Here is a 19,326-nt window from a genome sequence, read left to right as displayed (position 1 = left end):
GTGAACGCAAAAAATATCAGTTTAATAATAGCATTGGGATTATGTCTCGGAAGCATGGCACAATCGCCATCTGTGACCATAAAGGAAGAAATAATGTCCTTGGACACCTATGGTTTCAGTAATCCCAATCCCGTACCCATACTAACGGACAATGCCAAAATTTTCCCCTATTTCAAATTTGAAAATTATGAGCATACCCCCAAGAAGAAAAATTGGAAGGTAGTAACTTTGGAAAACGAGTTCATCAAAGTCTTTGTCCTTCCCGAAATTGGCGGGAAAGTTTGGGGCGCTATCGAGAAAAGTACGGGCGAAGAATTTCTATATAAAAATGAAGTGGTCAAGTTTAGAAACATTTCAATGCGCGGGCCATGGACTTCGGGGGGAATTGAATTCAATTTTGGCATCATTGGCCATCATCCGTCCACGGCAACACCTGTGGACTACGTACTAAACACAAATACAGACGGTAGTGTAAGCTGTGTAGTGGGCAACTCGGATCTGCCTTCACGTACCGATTGGAGGGTAGAAATAAAGCTTGGAAAGGGCAAAGCTTACTTTGAGACCAATGCCTCCTGGTACAATGGTTCCCCCATAGATCAATCCTATTACAATTGGATGACCGCTGCGGCCGTGGTTTCTGAGGATTTGGAGTTCATATACCCTGGTAATCAATTTTTGGAACATGGAGGAAAAGCCAAACCTTGGCCCATAGATGCAGAAGGCAGGGATCTCTCCTGGTATAAAAACAATAATTTCGATACCGATATTTCCGAACACGTCGTAGGCGATTATAAAGACTTTTTTGGCGGTTATTACCATAATAAAAAGTTTGGTTTTGGCCATTGGGCACCTTATGAAGAAATGCCGGGACAGAAACTCTGGTTATGGTCCATGGCGAGGTCCGGAGGTATTTGGGAGGATTTACTTACGGATACCGATGGACAGTACATGGAATTTCAGGCAGGGCGCTTGTTAAACCAATATTCTCCAGGAGAGACCAATCCTATTTCCCAAGCCAATTTTGAACCTTATGTCATGGACCGTTGGAACGAAATTTGGTTTCCTTTCAAGGAAATTGGCGGTATGGTTGATGCAACGGAATACGCTGTCCTAAACGTTAAGAAATCGGATAAAGGGCTTTACATCGGTATCAATGCCCTGCAAAGCCTAAAGGATAATTTAAGGGTATCCATCAATGGCAAGGAAGTTTATGTTGAGAAAATAAGCTTAAAGCCTATGGGAGTTTATTCCAAAGAGCTGCCATTGGAGGAATCTGGGGAAATAACGGTGCAATTAGGCGATAAAAAATTATTTTATACCTCCAACGGAGAAAGTACCCTCATAAAACGCCCCTTTATTGTTGATGAAGCGGTAAAGGTCTCCAAAAGCCAACAGTTATACCATGAAGGTTGGGAGGCATTAAAGTATAGGGACTATGAACTTGCCTCCAAAAAATTAAATGAATTGATGGATATTGATCCCTCGCATCAGGATGGCCTATTGAAGTTGGCCGTATTGGAATATAGAAAAACCGATTATGAAAAGGCATTGGAATATGTAAATAGGGTTTTAAAATTGGATACCTATAATGCGGAAGCCAATTACTTGGGCGGAATTATATACCGTTCCCTAAACGATACTGTAAATGCTCTGGAATCTTTGGGCTGGGCGGCCAGAAGCATTACGTACAGATCCGTATCCTATGCCCAAATGGCCGAAATTTATTTCTCTTTACAGCATTTGGAAAAAGCGGGCCTATATGCCAATAAAGCTCTGGATTTCAATACCTACAACCTAAATGCACGTAAAATTAAATTATTGTTGCATAGGAAAAACAACAGGTCCAATGACTTTAATGAAGCCTATGCAGTACTCATAAAAATAGATCCCCTAAACCATTTTGCTTTAATGGAATCCCTATTTTTATCGGGACTCACCCCCCCTGCCCTGCCCAAGGAAATCAGTAATGAATTCCCGGATGAATCCATTCTGGAACTGGCCATTTATTACCAGGGCATGGGATTGGTTTCTGAGGCCATAGAGATTCTAAAATTGTCTGAAACCACCAATGCCAAAATACCTCTCTGGGCAGCATATTTAACCAAGGATATGGCTACAGGGCCTAGTGATGAATATTTAAATATGGCCATCGCAGCCCCTGTAGATTTTGTTTTTCCCTATAGGCAGGAAACCATTGAAGTTTTGGAGTGGGCCGTGTCCCAAAATGCACATTGGAAATTAAAATATTATTTAGCTCAAAATTATATTGCCGTAGGACAAAAAGCTTTAGGGTTACAATTTTTAAAGGATTGTGGAAATGAACCCGATTCCGACATCTTTTATCGTTTTAGGGCAAGAATGTTCGAAAATGAAGATTTTGAAACCAATGAAAAGGATTATTTAAAAGCACTTCAGCTAAACGGTACCGATTGGAAACTTAGGGAAGAAATAGTCCAATTTTATTTAGACAATGATAAAATTGAACAGGCTTATAAAATGGCTGAAAAGTCGTTCTCCAAATATCCCAACAATGCCAACATCGGGTTAATTTATGCGAAATCCTCACTCTTGAACGGGGAGTATGGAAAAAGCATTGAAGTGTTAAAAAATATATCGATTTTACCTTTTGAGCATGCCTCGGAAAGTAAAAAAATATATACCGAGGCCCATATTTTATTGGCATTGGAACTTATGAAGGCCAGGAATTACAATAGGGCCATATCGCTTTTGGAATCGTCAAAAGAATGGCCAGAAAACTTGGGGGTTGGAAAACCTTACCATGTAGATGAAAGACTACAGGATTACCTACTTGCGGTAAATTATGAATTCCTTAAAGATTCCAATAAAAGTGAACCATTATTGACGGGTATTTTAGCCTATCAAAATAAAAACAGGCAAAGGATGGTATCTCCCAATGACCTGATTGAACTTATGTCCCTTAAAAAATTAGGAAAGACCGAGGAATTGGAATCTTCCATTAATCGAATTTCAAATATCAATATCAACTTGATGGGCGAGTTGGTATTGGCATTGTACCGTAATGATATTACAGCGTTGCAGGAAATAAAAAAACAAAATGTTTTGAGCAATACGTCGCTGAGGATATTGGAAGCAGCCAGCAGATATTGATTACATTTTTCAAAGGTATTAAAGTTTTGCGACCATTATTACATTCCTTGTAATCATGAATCTTTTTCCATGTCGTTTTTTGTCATGTACTGTTACAAAACTTATAAAAAAAGCTCACTTTTCGGTGAGCTTTTTAAATATTGTATGCAAATATACTACATGCTCCCCCACTCTTTCAAGGAGTCCTTGTTCATCTTAACATAGTCCTCATTGCCTGCGGCTTCGGCAGCGGCCAATGATTTTTTTGCAGTTTCAATGGCCTGCTTTTTATCGCCTGCTTTGGCATAGATCAAAGATTGTTGTCTTAACTGCCAAAAAGCAGGTTCTTTGGTCATACCCATGGACTTGTCCATCCATTCCTTGGCCTTATTGATATCTTTGCCAGAATTCATGTAATACACGGCAGCTGCAAAATAATCATTGGCATCCGGACCTTTCATTACCTTTTCTATGGAACTAGTGACCGCGGCGTCTGTAGGAACATCAAACTTCACTCCCACATAGATATCGGACCACAGCATGCCCAAGGTAGCGGCGTTGTCCGAAAGGTCATCAATGGTCATGGTAAAGGTCTCTACGGGCATTTCCATCTTATAGACCTGGGCAGTGGTTTTGGCAGCAACTTTGCTTTCGTCCCAAGTAGCAGGTGTTCCTCCTCCATCGGCTTCGGTATAAAAGATAACCTCCCAGGAAGTAGCACCAGGCTTCGTAAAAATAGCATAGGAACCAGCTTTAAGTTCTTGATCCCCTATCATTACATTATCACTAAAGGTTACTTTTGTCCTGGCGTTGGCCCCTGTCCTCCACAATTTGCCATAAGGTACCAAATCCCCAAAAATAGTTCTTCCACGCATGGAAGGCCTGGAATACTCAACGGTTACGTCCGTCAATCCAACTTTTTGGATCAAGGTAGAGGACGGACTCGCCGCCGGTGTCGCGATCTGTGACCGTACCCCAAAAGATAGGGCCATCATACATACTAAAAGTGTCATTTTTTTCATGTTGATAAGTGTTTAGATTGTTTACGCTAAATTACGTATTAAAAGCCTAATCTGAAAGTGGGCCGGTAGTATTGTCCCCACTAGTGTCCAGTTAATGTATAAATGACGGGTAAGGAATGATGGATCTTGAGTTGGGCCAAGGCGCAAAAAACGAGCATAGCCGTTGCTAAGTAAGGATTTTTGCAACGTAGGAGCGGCTCAAGAGACACGTTAAACTACCCGTAGGTTTGAGCTTGACCGGAGACTGCTTATCGAAGCGATTCAAACTTTTCCAATCGGCCGAAAAATTGTAGGGAACCTTGGTAAATTGAATTTTGTCATCTACTAAGTTCTTTTTTAGTAAATTTATATAACGCCAATGTACAAGGGATGCCAGAAAACAAAACAAAACCAAACCGAACAATAAATCCGTTATCGCTTTTCTAAACTCCATTAAGAGTGTAGATAAACTTAAGGATGCCAATTTATTTATTAAAATAATATAATAGTATGATCCTTGAACCCAAAGAAAATAAAAACAAACATTCCCATTAAATAGTTATATGCAAAATTTCACTAAATATCTAAAGGCCAAGTCGAACATAGCGGAACCTGAATTTCAACTCCTAATTAAAAAAGTAACGTTCAGAAGTATTGAAAAGGGCGAAATACTCTTGCGTTCGGGAGAAATTTGTAAACATTCCTTCTTTGTTGAAAATGGCCTCTTAAGGTCCTATACTGTGGATGATGCCGGTAAGGAGCATATCATTCAGTTTGGTTCTGAAAATTGGATCGTTTCCGATCGGAGCAGTGCCTTTTTTAATGAGCCTTCGGATCTGTTCATCGATGCCATAGAGGATACCCAGGTAGTTTTGATAAGTTCGGACTTCATAAATGAAGCAAGTGAAATAAGTTCCTCCTTTAGGAACTATAATCAAATAGCACTTCAGAACCATATCCGACATCAGCAAAAACGAATTAATCTTTTATTGAGCGCAAGTGCGGAGAGGAGATACATGAATTTTATTAAATTATACCCTGATCTAACCCTACGGGTGCCGCAATGGATGATTGCTTCCTATTTGGGCATTACCCCGGAAAGTCTTAGCAGGGTACGTAAAGAATTGGCCCATAAAAACTTTAAGCCCAATTAGGGCGTCTTTCTTATCATACATCAATGTACAGGACCCTAATCCCTTGTAATATTGGGATATAATAATTAAATAGATATTGATGAAGACAAAGAATATAGAAATAGTGGTAGCACCTAGGGAGCCGCACTATGTGGGGGACGGATTTAGGGTACATAATTTTATCCCGAGCGGATATAGGTTGGATATGGAGAGAATGGATCCCTTTATCCTTATGGACTATAATTCCCCATTTTATTTTCCTCCCACCGATAGGCCAAGGGGAGTGAGTGTACACCCTCACAGAGGTTTTGAAACGGTTACCATAGCCTATCAGGGAAAAGTGGCCCATCACGATAGTTCCGGTAATAGCGGTGTAATCGGGGTTGGGGATGTACAGTGGATGACCGCGGCCTCCGGAATTCTCCATAAGGAATACCACGAAGAGCAATTTAGTAAGGAAGGGGGCTATTTTCAAATGGTACAATTATGGGTAAACCTTCCTGCCAAATACAAAATGTCCGCCCCCAAATATCAGGGAATAACCAATTCGCAGATCAATAAATATCTGTTGGAAGATGGTAAAGGAGTGGTAGAAGTCATAGCAGGGAATTATGAAAATGTTACTGGTGCGGCCTCCACATTTTCTCCCGTTAACATGTTCAATGCCCGACTTGAAGAAGGGGGCAAAGCAGGATTTAATTTTCCGGCCACATATAATACCGCCTTATTGGTTGTTGCAGGGGAAATAAAGGTGAACGGAACGCAGACCGTAGCTGAAAATCATTTTGTACTCTTCGAAAATGAAGGGGAACATTTTAGTGTAGAGGCCTCTAAAAAGGCAATTGTTCTTATTTTAAGTGGAGAGCCCCTAAACGAACCCATTGCCGCCCAAGGACCATTTGTAATGAATACCCGTGAAGAAATAGCCCAAGCCATCAGGGATTACAATTTGGGTAAATTTGGCTATTTGGAAGAATAAAGGGCTACTAGTGTTAAGTTAACCGTGAAATGACTTCTTGGAATGTTTGAAGTGACGATAGATTGTCTGGTCGAGCGGATCCCGATAGCTATCGGGAGAGACCTAAATTTAATGACATAACATCCTTAACATAACACTTGTGTATTACCTTAAACCGGATAAAATAACGATAACTATGAAACATGAATTGATAGATAATACCGAAGGAAAACAATACGAGTATCATATTGATGGCGTAATCGCCAAAATTGAATACATAAGGGCCAAAGATAAAATTTACCTTACCCATACTGAGGTTCCCAAAGAACTGGAAGGGCAAGGAGTGGCTTCCGCCCTGGTGAAAGATGTTTTGGAAGATATAGAAAGGAAGGAACTGACCTTGATTCCCATGTGTCCATTTGTAGCTTCCTATATAAAAAGACACCCTGATTGGAAAAAATTGGTTTTAAAAGGAATTAATATTGCATAGCTATGGAACAGAAAGAAAATTCAAAGGAATATACCAATGGCGAGATTACAGTAGTGTGGAAACCTACAAAATGCATCCACGCCGGCGTATGTGTAAAGACCTTGCCCGAAGTGTACCATCCAAAAGAAAAACCTTGGATAAAGCCGGAAATGGCCACTACCGAACAATTGAAATCGCAGATTATGAAATGTCCGTCCGGTGCCCTATCGTTTTACTCGATAATCGAGATTTAAACCTGCCTGCCGCAGGCATGTACTCCGAGGCTTGCCCTCCCGTATCGTTCGGACGGGCCTGCCCGTTCCGTTCAGGCGAGCGTCGAAATTAAACTTGAATTTCCTTTCAATGCCTTGTATCCCGATAGCTATCGGGATTGCCCCGAGGTAGTTTATTTGAACCCCAAAAGTTAAAGACATGGACAGCCTCTTGACAACATGGAGAACTATATCTTTAATACATATGTATACAACGATTAAAAAATATACTATCTTTAAAATGGATAACACAAAGTGATGATGGTCCTCTTTCTTGCCATTGCAATTTCTACCTAATTTTAATACACCATGACAAAGGTGCCTTCTTTTGGCAGTAATTTAAGAAAAAATATCGTGGAGGTGCCGGAAGTCATCAACACTTGTTCCGGAATACGGGTATTTGGACAATTGTTAAAATCGTTCCTTTTCAGTACGGACGTTGCTATTATTAGGAATACCAATGCCAATGCCATTATTGCCGTCTACCCCTTTACGCCCCAGCCCTCAATTAGCCATGCCTTGATTTTGGCAGCGGACAAGCCTATTTTTTGTGGTGTAGGGGGCGGCATCACCACAGGTAAGAGGTCTTTGGAACTGGCTATGCATGCAGAGTTTCAAGGGGCCCTAGGCGTTGTTTTGAACAAGCCCACTCCCAATGCACTTATAGCTCGATTAAAGCAAAAAATTGATATTCCGGTAACCATCACCATCGTTTCCGAAAAAGATGATATAAAGGGGAGAATAGCCGCTGGGGTAGATATTTTTAATGTTTCTGGAGCCGGTAAAACTGCGGACATTGTGAGACGAATAAGGGATATTGACAACGAGATCGCAATATTGGCCACAGGAGGCCATATAGAGGAGGACATTCTTAGAACTATAGAGGCTGGTGCCAATGCCATTAGCTATACGCCCCCTGCTACCAGCGAACTGTTCAGGGACATCATGTTAAAATACAGAAGTGAACAATAAAAATCAATACATAAAACCATAAGCCCATATTGCATGAACATCATACACAGTATCCCGGAAAACATTTTTGAAAGTATAGGCATCGCAGCCGGACTAAGTGCCTGTCTGGTTATTGCCATACAAGTCTATAAGGAATACCGTTATAGGGGGCCCAGCAGTCTTTCCAACGGTTTTATTTTTGGCTGGGTGTTTATTTATCTGTTCTGGTGCTTTTACGGAATCCGTTTTAATACCGTAGCCCTATGGCTTACCAATGCTATTGCAGTTGTCCTCCAATTGGCCCTCTGTGTTATTGTGGTCAGAAAAAGAAAACTATACAATTCCCAAACGTAACGGTCTTCGTTATTTGATCTTTAAAATTCCCCATAGCGCTGTGTTGGTGGGCTGGAGGAAAATTTAGAAAAGGAGGGTTCTCATCAAAAAAAATATGAATTCTTTAAAAACTGAGTATATGACAAAATTCAATTCCGTAAGATTTTCCCCGATTTTTGACCCCGACCCTAAAGGGAGAACTCGAGGAAAATCAGGCTCCCTTTAGGGCTTGGGGTAAAACGGATTTTCCAAGAAACCTTGTTAAGACAATTTTTGTCATGTACTAAACCTTAAAATTCGCCCCAAATTCCTTGGAAATTTAATAATTGGTCCATTTTTAAGTACCTTTCCGAACTCTAATATTTTACCTTAGGCCTATAAGGCGGTATAACTTATCTATCATTAAAACCACCACCGAATGCGCAGACTACTATTTTTGCTCCCCTGTATTTTTTTCATGGAAATCCATGCCCAAGATTTTGATTTCCAGATAGACCATTCTTCCTTGATCGTAAACAAGCTGGATACCACAGCAGATTTCTACTCCAATATCCTAAGGCTGAAGGAAATTCCGCATCCGGACAAGGCCCCCGGATTCCGTTGGTTTGAGGTACAGGGCAATACCCAGCTACATTTGATCTACAAGGATACGGTGGTCATGAAAAAACATAAGTCCATGCACCTTTGTTTATCAACACCCAACTTGGAGGCCTTTATTGGGCATTTGGAAGACAACAACGTTGAATATGAGGATTGGCCCGGCAAAAAGGGAGCGGTTACCTTACGTTCGGATGGGGTAAGGCAGATATACCTCACCGATCCGGAAGGCTATTGGATAGAGGTAAATAACGCCAAGCACGAATGAAGCAGCTGGAAGCAGCACATTGGAAAATTTTTAGATTAAACAACCGCAGTAATAGTTTAACCGGATTTCGTAAATTTGGATAATAACGAATGAAAATTAAAGAATATGCACAAGGACAATGCACAGCGGGACACTGTAATAGACGGCCTTCTTAAAAATGAGACCACTAATTGGCAGGAAGTCCTTTCCACAGTAATTTCTACATTTGACTGTACTACCGGTACCATACATTTTTTAGATGAAAAATCGGGATTGTTAAAGGTCCGGGCCCATCAGGGCATCCCTCCCTTTCTAATACCCAAGCTTTCAGAGATTCCCGTTGGTAAGGGAATGGCTGGAATAGCGGCCGAACGCCGTGAGCCTGTAGAAATGTGCAATCTACAAACCGATGATTCCGGTGTGGCGCGCCCTGCTGCCAAAGAAACTAAAGTTGAAGGCTCCATTGCGGTTCCCATGATGTTAAATGGGAAATTATACGGTACCTTGGGAATTGCCAAACCTGTTCCTTATGATTTTACCAAGGAAGAAGTGGGCGATCTTTTAAGCATTGGCGAGAAAATAAGTGGCGTTATTGGTTGATAGGCCTATTTCAAAGGCCTCTTAATCCGAATGGTCTTTTGGGTCGGGGCCAATTGGAACAAAAAGTGGATATAATTAAACAAGGACCTTCCAACAGAAAGTCCTTGTTTAAAAAAGTGATGTTTATGATTACACCCTGGTGATCTTGGCACCAATGGCCCGCAATCTAGTATCTATATTTTCGTAGCCCCTATCTATTTGTTCAATGTTATGAATGGTAGAGGTACCCTTGGCGGACAAAGCGGCTATGAGCAAGGAAACACCAGCCCTAATGTCCGGGGACACCATAGTGGTAGCCTTTAGACTGGATTTAAAATTATGCCCTATAACCGTGGCCCTATGTGGATCGCATAGAATGATCTTGGCCCCCATATCTATTAATTTATCTACGAAGAACAAACGGCTTTCGAACATCTTTTGATGGATCAGTACCTCTCCTTTGGCCTGGGTGGCCATCACCAGGAGAATGCTCAACAAATCTGGCGTAAGTCCTGGCCATGGTGCATCGGCAACGGTCAAAATAGAACCATCTATATAATTTTGGATCTCATAGCCATCTTTCTGCTCCGGAATAACAATATCGTCTCCCTTACGCTCCAACTGTATCCCCAACTTTCTAAAAACAGTAGGGATTTGGCCCAAATCGTCCCAACTAACATCTTTAATGGTCAAATGGCTCCTCGTCATGGCGGCCAGACCGATCCAACTACCGATCTCTATCATATCCGGTAGCATTCTGTGATCTGTACCCCCTAGGATATCAACCCCTTCAATTTCCAATAAATTGGAGCCTATACCGGTAATTTTGGCTCCCATCCGATTCAGCATTTTGCACAATTGCTGTAGATAAGGTTCACAGGCCGCATTGTATATGGTAGTTTTACCTTCTGCCAATACAGCGGCCATCACAATGTTTGCCGTTCCTGTTACCGAAGCCTCGTCCAAGAGCATATAGCTACCCTTCAATTTTTTGGCTTCGACCCCGTAAAAGTGTTCTTCTTTGTTATATCTAAATTTGGCCCCTAATTTTATAAACCCTTCAAAGTGGGTATCCAATCGCCTACGTCCTATTTTATCACCGCCGGGTTTGGGAATATATCCCTTGCCAAAACGTGCCAACAATGGCCCTACGAGCATAATGGACCCCCTAAGGCCCCTACCGTCCTCTTTAAATTGGGCCGATTGCAGGTAGTCCAAATTAACGTCATCTGCCATAAAGGTATATGAACCTTGACCCTTCTTTTGGATCTTGACCCCCAAATCCTCCAACAGGGAGATTAGTTTGTTTACATCAACAATGTCGGGGATGTTGGTGATGGACACTTTTTCCGAGGTAAGCAATACGGCACAGAGTATTTGTAATGCTTCGTTCTTGGCACCTTGCGGTGTAATTTCACCATGTAATTGATGACCGCCTTCTATTTTAAATGTTCCCATTAAAGTTTGAGAAGATTAATACCGCTTTTTACCACGGGTTTGATTTCTTTGCGTTTTTTTAGTAGAGCCCACCCTAGGCGTTTTTGCCACACGATTTTTAAGGAACTGTCCACTTTCCGTCAAGTTTTCCCCCTCTTTGGCCAGATCTATTGCTCCGTCGCTCAACTCGTAAAGATGCTTAAAAATAGCCTTGTCGTCCACCGTGTCCTTGTTCCAATTTAGATAACATTTTTTCATGTGGTTGGCTATGGCATACTCCAATCCGTCCCGCATATCGCCTTTCTCCCACTTTATGGCCACATCGATCATACGTTTTATGTTGTTGCCATAAAACCTATATTTTGGAAAATTCTGGGGATACTCCAATGGATCCGGACGTTTTTGTAGGGTCTCTTTGGACGTAATGGGAAATGGGGAGTCCACGTTCAATTTAAAATCGGACATGATAAACAATTGGTCCCATAATTTATGTTGGAAATCCGGTACGTCCCTCAAATGGGGTTGAATATTGCCCATAACGCTTATAATGGCCTGGGCCACTCGGTTGCGTTCCGCATCGTCCTCAATGGATATGGCATGGTCCACCATTTTCTGGAAATGGCGTCCATACTCGGGTATAATGAGCTTTGGACGCTCAGTATTGTATTCTAAGTTTTCTACTAAATTCAAATTAAAATATTTATTGCTATTTATATTTAGAAATTATCTTGACTTTTTCCAATTGGTTAAAACCCGCCCGATCCGGGCAGGAATTGCTCTTTTGAGCCTGCTTTTCTCCATTCCTGCCTGCCGGCAGGCAGGTTTTCATTCCGTAGCCCTGCTATGCAACTCAAAAATGCCCTCAATCAAACTCAAAATAGTTAATTTTCACTTCAATCAAAAAAGTCAAGATGAGTTCATTAAGGAAGTGCTCTAATAACGACTGCAAATTAACAAAATTATGCTACATATACTATTTTAAAGAGATATTACCCCTTTTACCTGCCCTACTTCCTTATATTTTCGTATTACTTCATCCGGATTCTTAAGGTTCACGGTAATGCTCAAACTGGTATATTTTGCATTTTTGGATTGTTTGGATTCGATTACCGCGCCCGTATTGTCAAAAATATCCTGAATCTGCTTTATCTTTTCAGTGTCCGTGGGCACTATAAACTTATACAGATAATTGGATGGCCATTGGCTGCTTTCCGCCAATTGGTCCTTTAACCTACTGTAAAATTCCTCCGATTTATCCTGATCCATGCCAATGTTTTTGCAAATATATAAAGTATCATTGTCAATTTTTTAATCTTAGGGCTATTTCATTACTTTGCAACTCCAATTTAACAGTACATGACAAAAACCGATTAGAGTATAAAAAAATGTGTCAACGGTAAGAGGAACGAGGAAATAATCTGTTCATTTGAATGGACAGACTGCCACGCTGCGCTCACAATGACGGGCCGTCATTGCGAACAAAGTGAAGCAATCTGCCCAATGGGCAACAGATCGCTTCGTACCTCGCGATGACGAAAAACTATTTTTTGTCATGTACTAAACTTCAATTGATATATATAATTGCAGAACTTTAATTGCCGCTAATTGAAATTAGAAAGAATTGTTATCACAGGGGGACCCAGTACAGGAAAGACATCAATCATAGAAAAAATTGAGAGGGAGGGCTACTTTTGCTTTGGTGAAATATCCCGTGAGATTACCCTTGAAGCTAGGCAACAAGGAATTCCGCAGTTGTTCGTTTCCGATCCTTTATTATTTAGTGAAAAAATTATCCAGGGAAGGATCCGACAATTCCAAGATGCCAACGGGATGAACAATCCCATTGTTTTTTATGATCGCGGTATTCCGGACGTAACGGCCTATATGGATTGTTTTGGACAGGCATATGGCGACCATTTTATAGAGAGCTGTAATAATTACAGATACGACCACGTATTCTTACTGCCACCATGGAAAGAAATACACGAGTCCGACAATGAGCGCTATGAAAACTTTGAGGAGGCGGAGCGCATACATACCTTTTTGGAAAGGGCCTACACTAAATATGGATATAAAATTATAGATGTTCCCAAGGAAACCGTTGCAGGAAGGGTTACCTTTATACTCAATACATTAAAAAAGCTATAGTGTATCGGCACCCTAAGGATATATTGGAAAAATTTTGGGGTTTTCCGGATTTTAAAAATTCTCAGGAAGACATTATTGATGCGGTATTGGGTGGCCGGGATGTTTTGGCGTTGCTCCCTACCGGAGGTGGCAAATCCTTGTGCTATCAGGTCCCCGCTTTGGCCCGTGAGGGGATTTGTATTGTAGTATCTCCCTTAATAGCCCTGATCAGAAACCAGGTGGACACCTTAAAGAGACTGGGCATAAGGGCCATTGCCCTTACCGGGGGCATTCCGTTCGATGAAATGAACGACCTCTTGGACAATTGCCTTTACGGAAAATATAAATTCCTATACCTATCCCCGGAAAGACTGCAACAGGAATTGGTGCAGGAACGCATACGGCAAATGAACGTTAACCTTATTGCCATAGACGAAGCCCATTGTATTAGTCAATGGGGCAACGATTTTAGACCTGCCTACTTGGAATGCCATATCCTGAAGGAATTGGCACCAAATGTACCTGTTATAGCACTGACCGCTACTGCAACGGACATGGTAGTAAGGGATATTTGCGAAAATTTACATTTGGAACGGCCATTGGTGGTAAAGGATTCCTTTTCAAGGAACAATATTACCTTTAGGGTTTGCTGGGAAGAGGACAAGAAATTCCGTCTTAAAGAACTATGCTCCCGGACCAATACGAGCAGCATAGTATATGTACGCAGTAGAAAAATGACCATGGAACTGGCCAACTACTTGTCCCAACAAGGGCATACGGCCACTTTTTTTCACGGCGGTATTTCCAAAAAGGACAAGGATACGAGATTGAAGCAATGGTTGGAAAACAAAATAAAGATCATGGTGGCCACCAATGCTTTTGGAATGGGGATAGATAAGCCGGATGTTGGCCTTGTGGTACATTACCAAATTCCGGACAGTATGGAAAACTACTTTCAGGAGGCCGGAAGGGCCGGAAGGAACGGGAAACCAGCAAATGCTGTTTTAATTACGAACCCTACGGACGAGGCCCAGGTACGCAAGCAGTTTTTAGGGGTCCTGCCCGATGTTGACTTCCTTAAATTATTGTACCGAAAATTGGCCAACTATTTTCAGATTCCCTTTGGTGAGGGTAGCGGCGAAACCTTTCAATTGCCCTTCAATGCCTTTTGCGAAACCTATAGGCTAAATACTACATTAACGTATAACGGTTTAAGGTTGTTGGATCAAAACTCCGTGATATCACTAACGGAAGCCTTCTCCCAAAGAACAACTATCCGTATGATAGCTTCCAAGCATCAAATCTTTGATTACTTGGAAAAAAATGGGCCATCGGCAACTATAGTGCAGACTATTCTAAGAACCTACGGGGGAGTTTTTGATTTTGACACCAAAATCAACACCCTATTGATTGCAAAAAAAGCCAATAAAAACGAAAAGGAGGTAATAGCGGTACTTACGAAATTGGAAAAAGATGAAATAATTGAATACCATGCCCAGCACAGCGATCTTGAAATTACTTTTTTAGTGCCTAGGGAGGACGAACGAACCATCAATATCTTCGCTAAAAAAATAAAACAGATTCAAAAGGTAAAAAGGGACAATGTAGAAAGTATGTTGACCTACATCAAGGATTCCAAGCTTTGTAGAAATCGGCAAATCCTAAACTACTTTGGCGAAACGGTCAGGGACAACTGTGGGAAATGCGATGTATGCCTTCAAAAGATTCCTTTTGACAATGACATTCTAAAAATAATAGAGCAGGACATATTACAAATTTTGAGGGTACAAAAAGAAAGTTCCAGAGGTCTGATAAAATTATTGACCTATAGGGAAAGTTCCATTATTTTGGCCTTACAAAGATTGTTGGAAGAGCGGAAAATAAGCGTGAATTCCATTAACCAGTACGAAATAATCGAAAGATGAGCAAACCAAGAATAGTATTTATGGGTACCCCGGATTTTGCGGTGGCCATTTTGGACAAGCTAGTAAAAAGTAATTGTAATGTTGTTGGGGTAATTACCGCACCGGACAAGCCTGCAGGCCGTGGAAGAAAATTGCATGAATCGGCCGTGAAGATATATGCCATGGGAAAGGGTTTAAAATTAATGCAGCCCACCAACTTAAAGGATCCCAATTTTATCCAGGAATTGGAAGGTTTGTTACCAGAGCTTCAAATAGTGGTGGCATTTAGAATGTTGCCCAAAGTGGTGTGGCAAATGCCAAAGTTGGGCACTTTTAACCTTCATGCTTCCCTCCTGCCCCAGTATCGGGGTGCGGCCCCTATTAATTGGGCCATTATAAACGGTGAGAAGGAAACAGGAGTAAGCACTTTCTTTATTGATGATAAGATTGATACCGGTGCCATATTACTTCAAAGAAAAACCCATATCTCGGAAGAGGATACCGCAGGCACCCTGCACGATAGGCTGATGCATTTGGGGGCGGACCTGGTGTTGGAAACCGTACATCAATTGGAAAACAAAGCAATAAAAGCTTCCGAACAGCAACAGAACGGGCCTTTAAAAGAGGCGCACAAACTTCACAGGGAGACCTGTGCAATTGATTGGAACCAGGATATTACCACCATCTACAATTTTATTAGGGGATTAAGCCCCTACCCCACCGCCTGGACCACCATGCATAATGAACAGGAAGAGCTGTTCTTAAAGATATACTCGGCCAAAATGGATCCGGAACCGCACCAACTAAAGACAGGGACCATCGCTGCCACCAAAAACGAACTGAAAGTGGCCGTAAAGGGTGGTTTTATCAATATCTTGGAAATTCAACTTCCCGGGAAAAGAAAAATGACCACCAAAGAGGTGTTGAACGGTTTAAAATTAGCCAAAAACGCCTATGTTCGGTAAACCCCTATATTCATTGGGGGTATGGGAAAACGTAAAAAAAACCCTACTTTATCAACAAACGTTTCAAGTTATCAACAAAAATGCGGATTTCCCCCTATTTTACTTGCGTTAATGGCAAATCCGTATAAATTTGTTGAAGTATTTAATTATAATTAATAACACTTAATTTATCGAAATTATGAACAAAACAGAATTAATCGATGCAATGGCAGCTGATGCTGGCATTACTAAAGCAGCAGCTAAAAAGGCATTGGAATCTTTCTTAGGAAACGTTGAAGGTTCTCTAAAAAAAGGTGGTAGAGTATCTCTAGTAGGTTTCGGATCATGGTCTGTATCTAAAAGAAATGCAAGAGAAGGTAGAAATCCATCAACTGGAAAGACTATCCAAATTGCAGCAAAAAATGTAGTGAAGTTTAAGGCAGGTGCCGATTTGAGCGGTGCAGTAAACTAATCATAATTTTATTATACATGGAAAGCACTTCTCTATCAGGAAGTGCTTTTTTTGTAGAAAAGGCTTTTTAGATTAACGGAATTGTTTTATTTTAGGGAAACTAGAACAAATAATATGGTCGCTGAAAAGCCAAAAAAAGGCAAGCTCCTTATTGCCGAACCCACTCTTACTGGTGATGTTTCCTTTAACAGGTCTATAGTCCTGTTAGCGGAACACAACCATGAGGGGTCCGTTGGCTTTATTCTGAACAAGCCGTTGGACTATAGTATCAATGATCTGGTTACCGAAATAGACATCCCCTTTCAGGTGTACAACGGGGGTCCGGTAGAACAGGACAACCTTTATTTTATCCACAAGGTTCCGGACCTAATAGAGAATAGCATTGAAATTTCGGACGGAATCTATTGGGGCGGAGATTTTGGATCTATTGTGGACCTGATCAATAATAAAGTCATTTCTGAAAACGACATCCGTTTCTTTTTGGGCTATTCCGGTTGGTCCTCCCTACAATTGGATAAGGAATTAAGTTCAAAATCATGGGTCGTGGTAAAAAATGTGTACGAAAGTGCCATTATCCAAAAATCTGCCAACGCTTTTTGGAAAGAAAAAATGATGGAACTGGGCGGGAATTACCTCATATGGTCCAATGCCCCGGAAAACCCCAACCTAAATTAACCGGATATTCAGTGCAGCCGTGCAGCAGCATTAAGCTTGCCCAATAAATCGGCCGCTACAGAAGTATTGTACTCCTTTTTCCTATATTTTGTAATGGGTTGGATCCCTGAGATCGCATTGGTTATGAACAGTTCATCCGCTTTCTGCAGCTCAAAGGGAGAAATAGGGGCTTCTTCAAAACGGTACTTCTCCAAAGAACCCAATATAGCGATCAGCTTCTTTCGAACAATACCGTTCAAGCAACCGTCCTTTAGGGACGGAGTTTTAATATATCCGTCCTTTACCAAAAAAAGGTTGCCATTTAGGGCCTCCACCACCCTTTTTTCAGTGTTCAGCAACAGACAATTTTGATAACCGTTTTCGGAAGCAAAAATACTGCCCACCACGTTGATCACCTTATTATTCGTCTTTAAGGTAGAAAGCATATCCGGATTAACGTAAAAATCCTTAAAAAGTTCTACCTCATAGGCCGCATTGTTAAGGGTAAAGAAGGGGGAATCCAACAGCTTGGCTTCAATGATGTAAGATACATCATTGGTTTGTGGCAGGTATAATCCGCCATTATTTCTAAATACGGTAAACCGTATCCGTGCAGGACCTTCCAATAGGCCGTTGGCCTCCAAACAGGCCAATAACTGTTCCTCCAGAAACTCCATGGTAAAGGCCATCGGGATTTCCATTCTCAAAATCCTCATAGAGGCCATAAGCCTAAGATAATGGTCTTCCCAAAAGAATATTTTTCCGTTGACTACCCTAATGGACTCGAACAGGGCATCGCCATAGCGCAGTCCCCTATTTTCGTGATTCAGGTAAGATGAGTTTTTGGAAAGTAGGTTTCCGTTATAATTTACCATAAAAAAAGCCTTGAAAAAATCAAGGCCAAAGATACATTATATTCCATTAACGGGTTAGGCGGAACCCAATACCTGTTTTAAACTGGATACTTGGTTCTCCCATAGCATTTTAGACTCGTCCACTTCATCCTCGTAGGCAAAATCCGTTATAAACAGGGACACATCCTTGGTTATTTCATCCACGATGATACGCATTTCAAAAAAACTATCATCTTCTTCCGCCATCCAGGTAAATTTTACAAACTCATCGCTCTTACGCTTTAGCAATTTGGCCTGCTCTTCGGAGCCATCCCAAATAAAATTGAACATTTCACCTCTGGAATTTACGTTATCCGCGAACCATTCGGACAGTCCTGATGGGGTAGATATATATTGATATAATAGTTGTGGAGAGGATTGAATTACAAATTCAACTTCATATTTAATTTTATCGCTCATTCTGAATAGTGTTTATGGCGGACAATATATATATTTATAAAGGATTAAAAAATAAAACAGGGATAATATTTTTTACCTCTCTAATTTGGATAGGACAGAAAATAAACTTTATATTTGCAGCCGCTAAAAAGGGCATGGCGAGGTAGCTCAGTTGGTTAGAGCGTCGGATTCATAACCCGGAGGTCGGGGGATCGTGCCCCCCTCTCGCTACCAGTAAAATCAAGTAATCCAGGAGTTTAAGCTCCTGGATTTTTTGTTAGGTACAACATAGGTACAACATTTAGGTTTTTGCTTTCGTAATCATAAATTCTCTTCCAAAATACCTAGCACTACACTTTTATCTCTCATTTTTATGGTTAATTGGTTCTACCCTCAGTTTATCGTCGGGATTATTATGTTCAGAAAATGTTTGGATGATGCCAAATTATGCTGGATGAAGGTCAGTGTCGTAAAATAGATGCTCAAAATCGACTCCTTTATGTTTGGATTTATTTTTTATTTTTTTCTGATGCCACAGGCTCCAAAGCTGGAATTATAGGAAAAATACCGGTTTTACTAAAGCACCATAATTTGAATCCATTACCTAATAAATAGGAAAATTGCAGATTGGCGTACAAAAAGTTTCTATAGCCAGCATAAGGCTTAAGCTTAAATGTAACCGTGTTTTAAGCAATGGTGGAAAAGTAAATATTGGTCTGAAAATTATATTAGAAGAAACCTGTCCCCAAGGGTGGATCTTTATTTAGGCCGATATTCGTCTCCATGATTGCACGGTATGACCAAATTGAAGAACTTTAAGATTATCTCTTAGTGGAGCTTAATATATT

General features: G+C 41.0%; 20 protein-coding genes and 1 tRNA gene. 15 read left to right on the top strand and 6 right to left on the bottom strand.

Annotated elements, in window-relative coordinates:
- Positions 1 to 3,129, top strand: coding sequence for a DUF5107 domain-containing protein (locus D0S24_RS04435; protein WP_147321428.1), 3,129 nt, complete (start codon positions 1 to 3; stop codon positions 3,127 to 3,129).
- Positions 3,130 to 3,284: 155 nt separating this feature from the next.
- On the opposite strand, the gene D0S24_RS04430 is transcribed toward D0S24_RS04435, so the two are convergent.
- The gene (locus tag D0S24_RS04430) at positions 3,285 to 4,130 is read right to left on the bottom strand and encodes a DUF2911 domain-containing protein (protein ID WP_117018667.1); all 846 of its coding nucleotides are present in this window, start codon (positions 4,128 to 4,130) and stop codon (positions 3,285 to 3,287) included.
- Between the two features lie 542 nt (positions 4,131 to 4,672).
- Here D0S24_RS04430 and D0S24_RS04420 point away from each other — a divergent pair.
- The 8 genes from D0S24_RS04420 to D0S24_RS04385 all read left to right on the top strand — a co-directional run bounded on the left by D0S24_RS04420 (position 4,673) and on the right by D0S24_RS04385 (position 9,669).
- Positions 4,673 to 5,263 carry a Crp/Fnr family transcriptional regulator gene (locus tag D0S24_RS04420; protein WP_117018665.1) on the top strand — a complete coding sequence of 197 codons (591 nt, stop codon included), beginning with the start codon at positions 4,673 to 4,675 and terminating at the stop codon, positions 5,261 to 5,263.
- A 79-nt stretch (positions 5,264 to 5,342) separates the two neighbouring features.
- A complete protein-coding gene (locus D0S24_RS04415; RefSeq protein WP_117018664.1) occupies positions 5,343 to 6,221 on the top strand; it encodes a pirin family protein in 879 nt (292 codons plus the stop codon).
- A gap of 175 nt (positions 6,222 to 6,396) precedes the next feature.
- Complete coding sequence (locus D0S24_RS04410; protein WP_117018663.1) at positions 6,397 to 6,690, top strand: GNAT family N-acetyltransferase; 294 nt, start codon at positions 6,397 to 6,399, stop codon at positions 6,688 to 6,690.
- Positions 6,691 to 6,692: 2 nt separating this feature from the next.
- Complete coding sequence (locus tag D0S24_RS04405; RefSeq protein WP_117018662.1) at positions 6,693 to 6,923, top strand: (4Fe-4S)-binding protein; 231 nt, start codon at positions 6,693 to 6,695, stop codon at positions 6,921 to 6,923.
- A 327-nt stretch (positions 6,924 to 7,250) separates the two neighbouring features.
- Entirely contained in the window at positions 7,251 to 7,913 is a 663-nt protein-coding gene (locus D0S24_RS04400; protein ID WP_117018661.1) for a hydrolase, read from the top strand.
- A gap of 33 nt (positions 7,914 to 7,946) precedes the next feature.
- A complete protein-coding gene (locus tag D0S24_RS04395) occupies positions 7,947 to 8,246 on the top strand; it encodes a hypothetical protein (protein ID WP_117018660.1) in 300 nt (99 codons plus the stop codon).
- A 397-nt stretch (positions 8,247 to 8,643) separates the two neighbouring features.
- Positions 8,644 to 9,090 (top strand): VOC family protein, encoded by a 447-nt coding sequence (locus D0S24_RS04390; RefSeq protein ID WP_117018659.1) that lies wholly within the window; start codon positions 8,644 to 8,646, stop codon positions 9,088 to 9,090.
- A gap of 105 nt (positions 9,091 to 9,195) precedes the next feature.
- Positions 9,196 to 9,669 carry a GAF domain-containing protein gene (locus D0S24_RS04385; RefSeq protein WP_117018658.1) on the top strand — a complete coding sequence of 158 codons (474 nt, stop codon included), beginning with the start codon at positions 9,196 to 9,198 and terminating at the stop codon, positions 9,667 to 9,669.
- A gap of 129 nt (positions 9,670 to 9,798) precedes the next feature.
- Here D0S24_RS04385 and murA read toward each other — a convergent pair whose 3' ends face one another.
- From murA to D0S24_RS04370, 3 genes are all read right to left on the bottom strand, one after another.
- On the bottom strand, positions 9,799 to 11,106 hold the full coding sequence (gene murA / locus D0S24_RS04380; protein ID WP_117018657.1) for a UDP-N-acetylglucosamine 1-carboxyvinyltransferase: 1,308 nt from the start codon (positions 11,104 to 11,106) through the stop codon (positions 9,799 to 9,801).
- 15 nt (positions 11,107 to 11,121) lie between these two features.
- Positions 11,122 to 11,775, bottom strand: coding sequence for a DUF4290 domain-containing protein (locus D0S24_RS04375; RefSeq protein ID WP_117018656.1), 654 nt, complete (start codon positions 11,773 to 11,775; stop codon positions 11,122 to 11,124).
- 288 nt (positions 11,776 to 12,063) lie between these two features.
- Entirely contained in the window at positions 12,064 to 12,351 is a 288-nt protein-coding gene (locus tag D0S24_RS04370; protein ID WP_117018655.1) for a DUF493 family protein, read from the bottom strand.
- A gap of 339 nt (positions 12,352 to 12,690) precedes the next feature.
- On the opposite strand from D0S24_RS04370, the gene D0S24_RS04365 reads away from it, so the two are divergent.
- The 5 genes from D0S24_RS04365 (at position 12,691) to D0S24_RS04345 (ending at position 17,207) form a co-directional block, all read left to right on the top strand.
- A complete protein-coding gene (locus D0S24_RS04365; RefSeq protein WP_117018654.1) occupies positions 12,691 to 13,233 on the top strand; it encodes an AAA family ATPase in 543 nt (180 codons plus the stop codon).
- Positions 13,233 to 15,137 (top strand): ATP-dependent DNA helicase RecQ, encoded by a 1,905-nt coding sequence (locus D0S24_RS04360; protein ID WP_117018653.1) that lies wholly within the window; start codon positions 13,233 to 13,235, stop codon positions 15,135 to 15,137. The genes D0S24_RS04365 and D0S24_RS04360 overlap by 1 nt, the downstream gene beginning before the upstream one ends.
- A complete protein-coding gene (gene fmt / locus D0S24_RS04355) occupies positions 15,134 to 16,081 on the top strand; it encodes a methionyl-tRNA formyltransferase (RefSeq protein WP_117018652.1) in 948 nt (315 codons plus the stop codon). The genes D0S24_RS04360 and fmt overlap by 4 nt, the downstream gene beginning before the upstream one ends.
- A gap of 178 nt (positions 16,082 to 16,259) precedes the next feature.
- Positions 16,260 to 16,532, top strand: coding sequence for an HU family DNA-binding protein (locus D0S24_RS04350; protein WP_031443811.1), 273 nt, complete (start codon positions 16,260 to 16,262; stop codon positions 16,530 to 16,532).
- A gap of 114 nt (positions 16,533 to 16,646) precedes the next feature.
- On the top strand, positions 16,647 to 17,207 hold the full coding sequence (locus D0S24_RS04345) for a YqgE/AlgH family protein (protein WP_117018651.1): 561 nt from the start codon (positions 16,647 to 16,649) through the stop codon (positions 17,205 to 17,207).
- Positions 17,208 to 17,215: 8 nt separating this feature from the next.
- On the opposite strand, the gene D0S24_RS04340 is transcribed toward D0S24_RS04345, so the two are convergent.
- Positions 17,216 to 18,061 carry an aminotransferase class IV gene (locus D0S24_RS04340; protein WP_117018650.1) on the bottom strand — a complete coding sequence of 282 codons (846 nt, stop codon included), beginning with the start codon at positions 18,059 to 18,061 and terminating at the stop codon, positions 17,216 to 17,218.
- A 54-nt stretch (positions 18,062 to 18,115) separates the two neighbouring features.
- Positions 18,116 to 18,499 carry an START-like domain-containing protein gene (locus D0S24_RS04335; RefSeq protein ID WP_117018649.1) on the bottom strand — a complete coding sequence of 128 codons (384 nt, stop codon included), beginning with the start codon at positions 18,497 to 18,499 and terminating at the stop codon, positions 18,116 to 18,118.
- Positions 18,500 to 18,635: 136 nt separating this feature from the next.
- Between D0S24_RS04335 and D0S24_RS04330 the strand changes: the two genes are divergently transcribed.
- Positions 18,636 to 18,712: transfer RNA gene (locus tag D0S24_RS04330), tRNA-Met, on the top strand.
- Positions 18,713 to 19,326 lie beyond the last annotated feature (614 nt).

This window comes from Arenibacter sp. P308M17 (genome assembly GCF_003426735.1).
Taxonomy (GTDB): Bacteria; Bacteroidota; Bacteroidia; order Flavobacteriales; family Flavobacteriaceae; genus Arenibacter.
The sequence above is the reverse complement of the archived record's forward strand: the minus strand, read 5'-3'. Positions and strand labels throughout refer to the sequence as shown.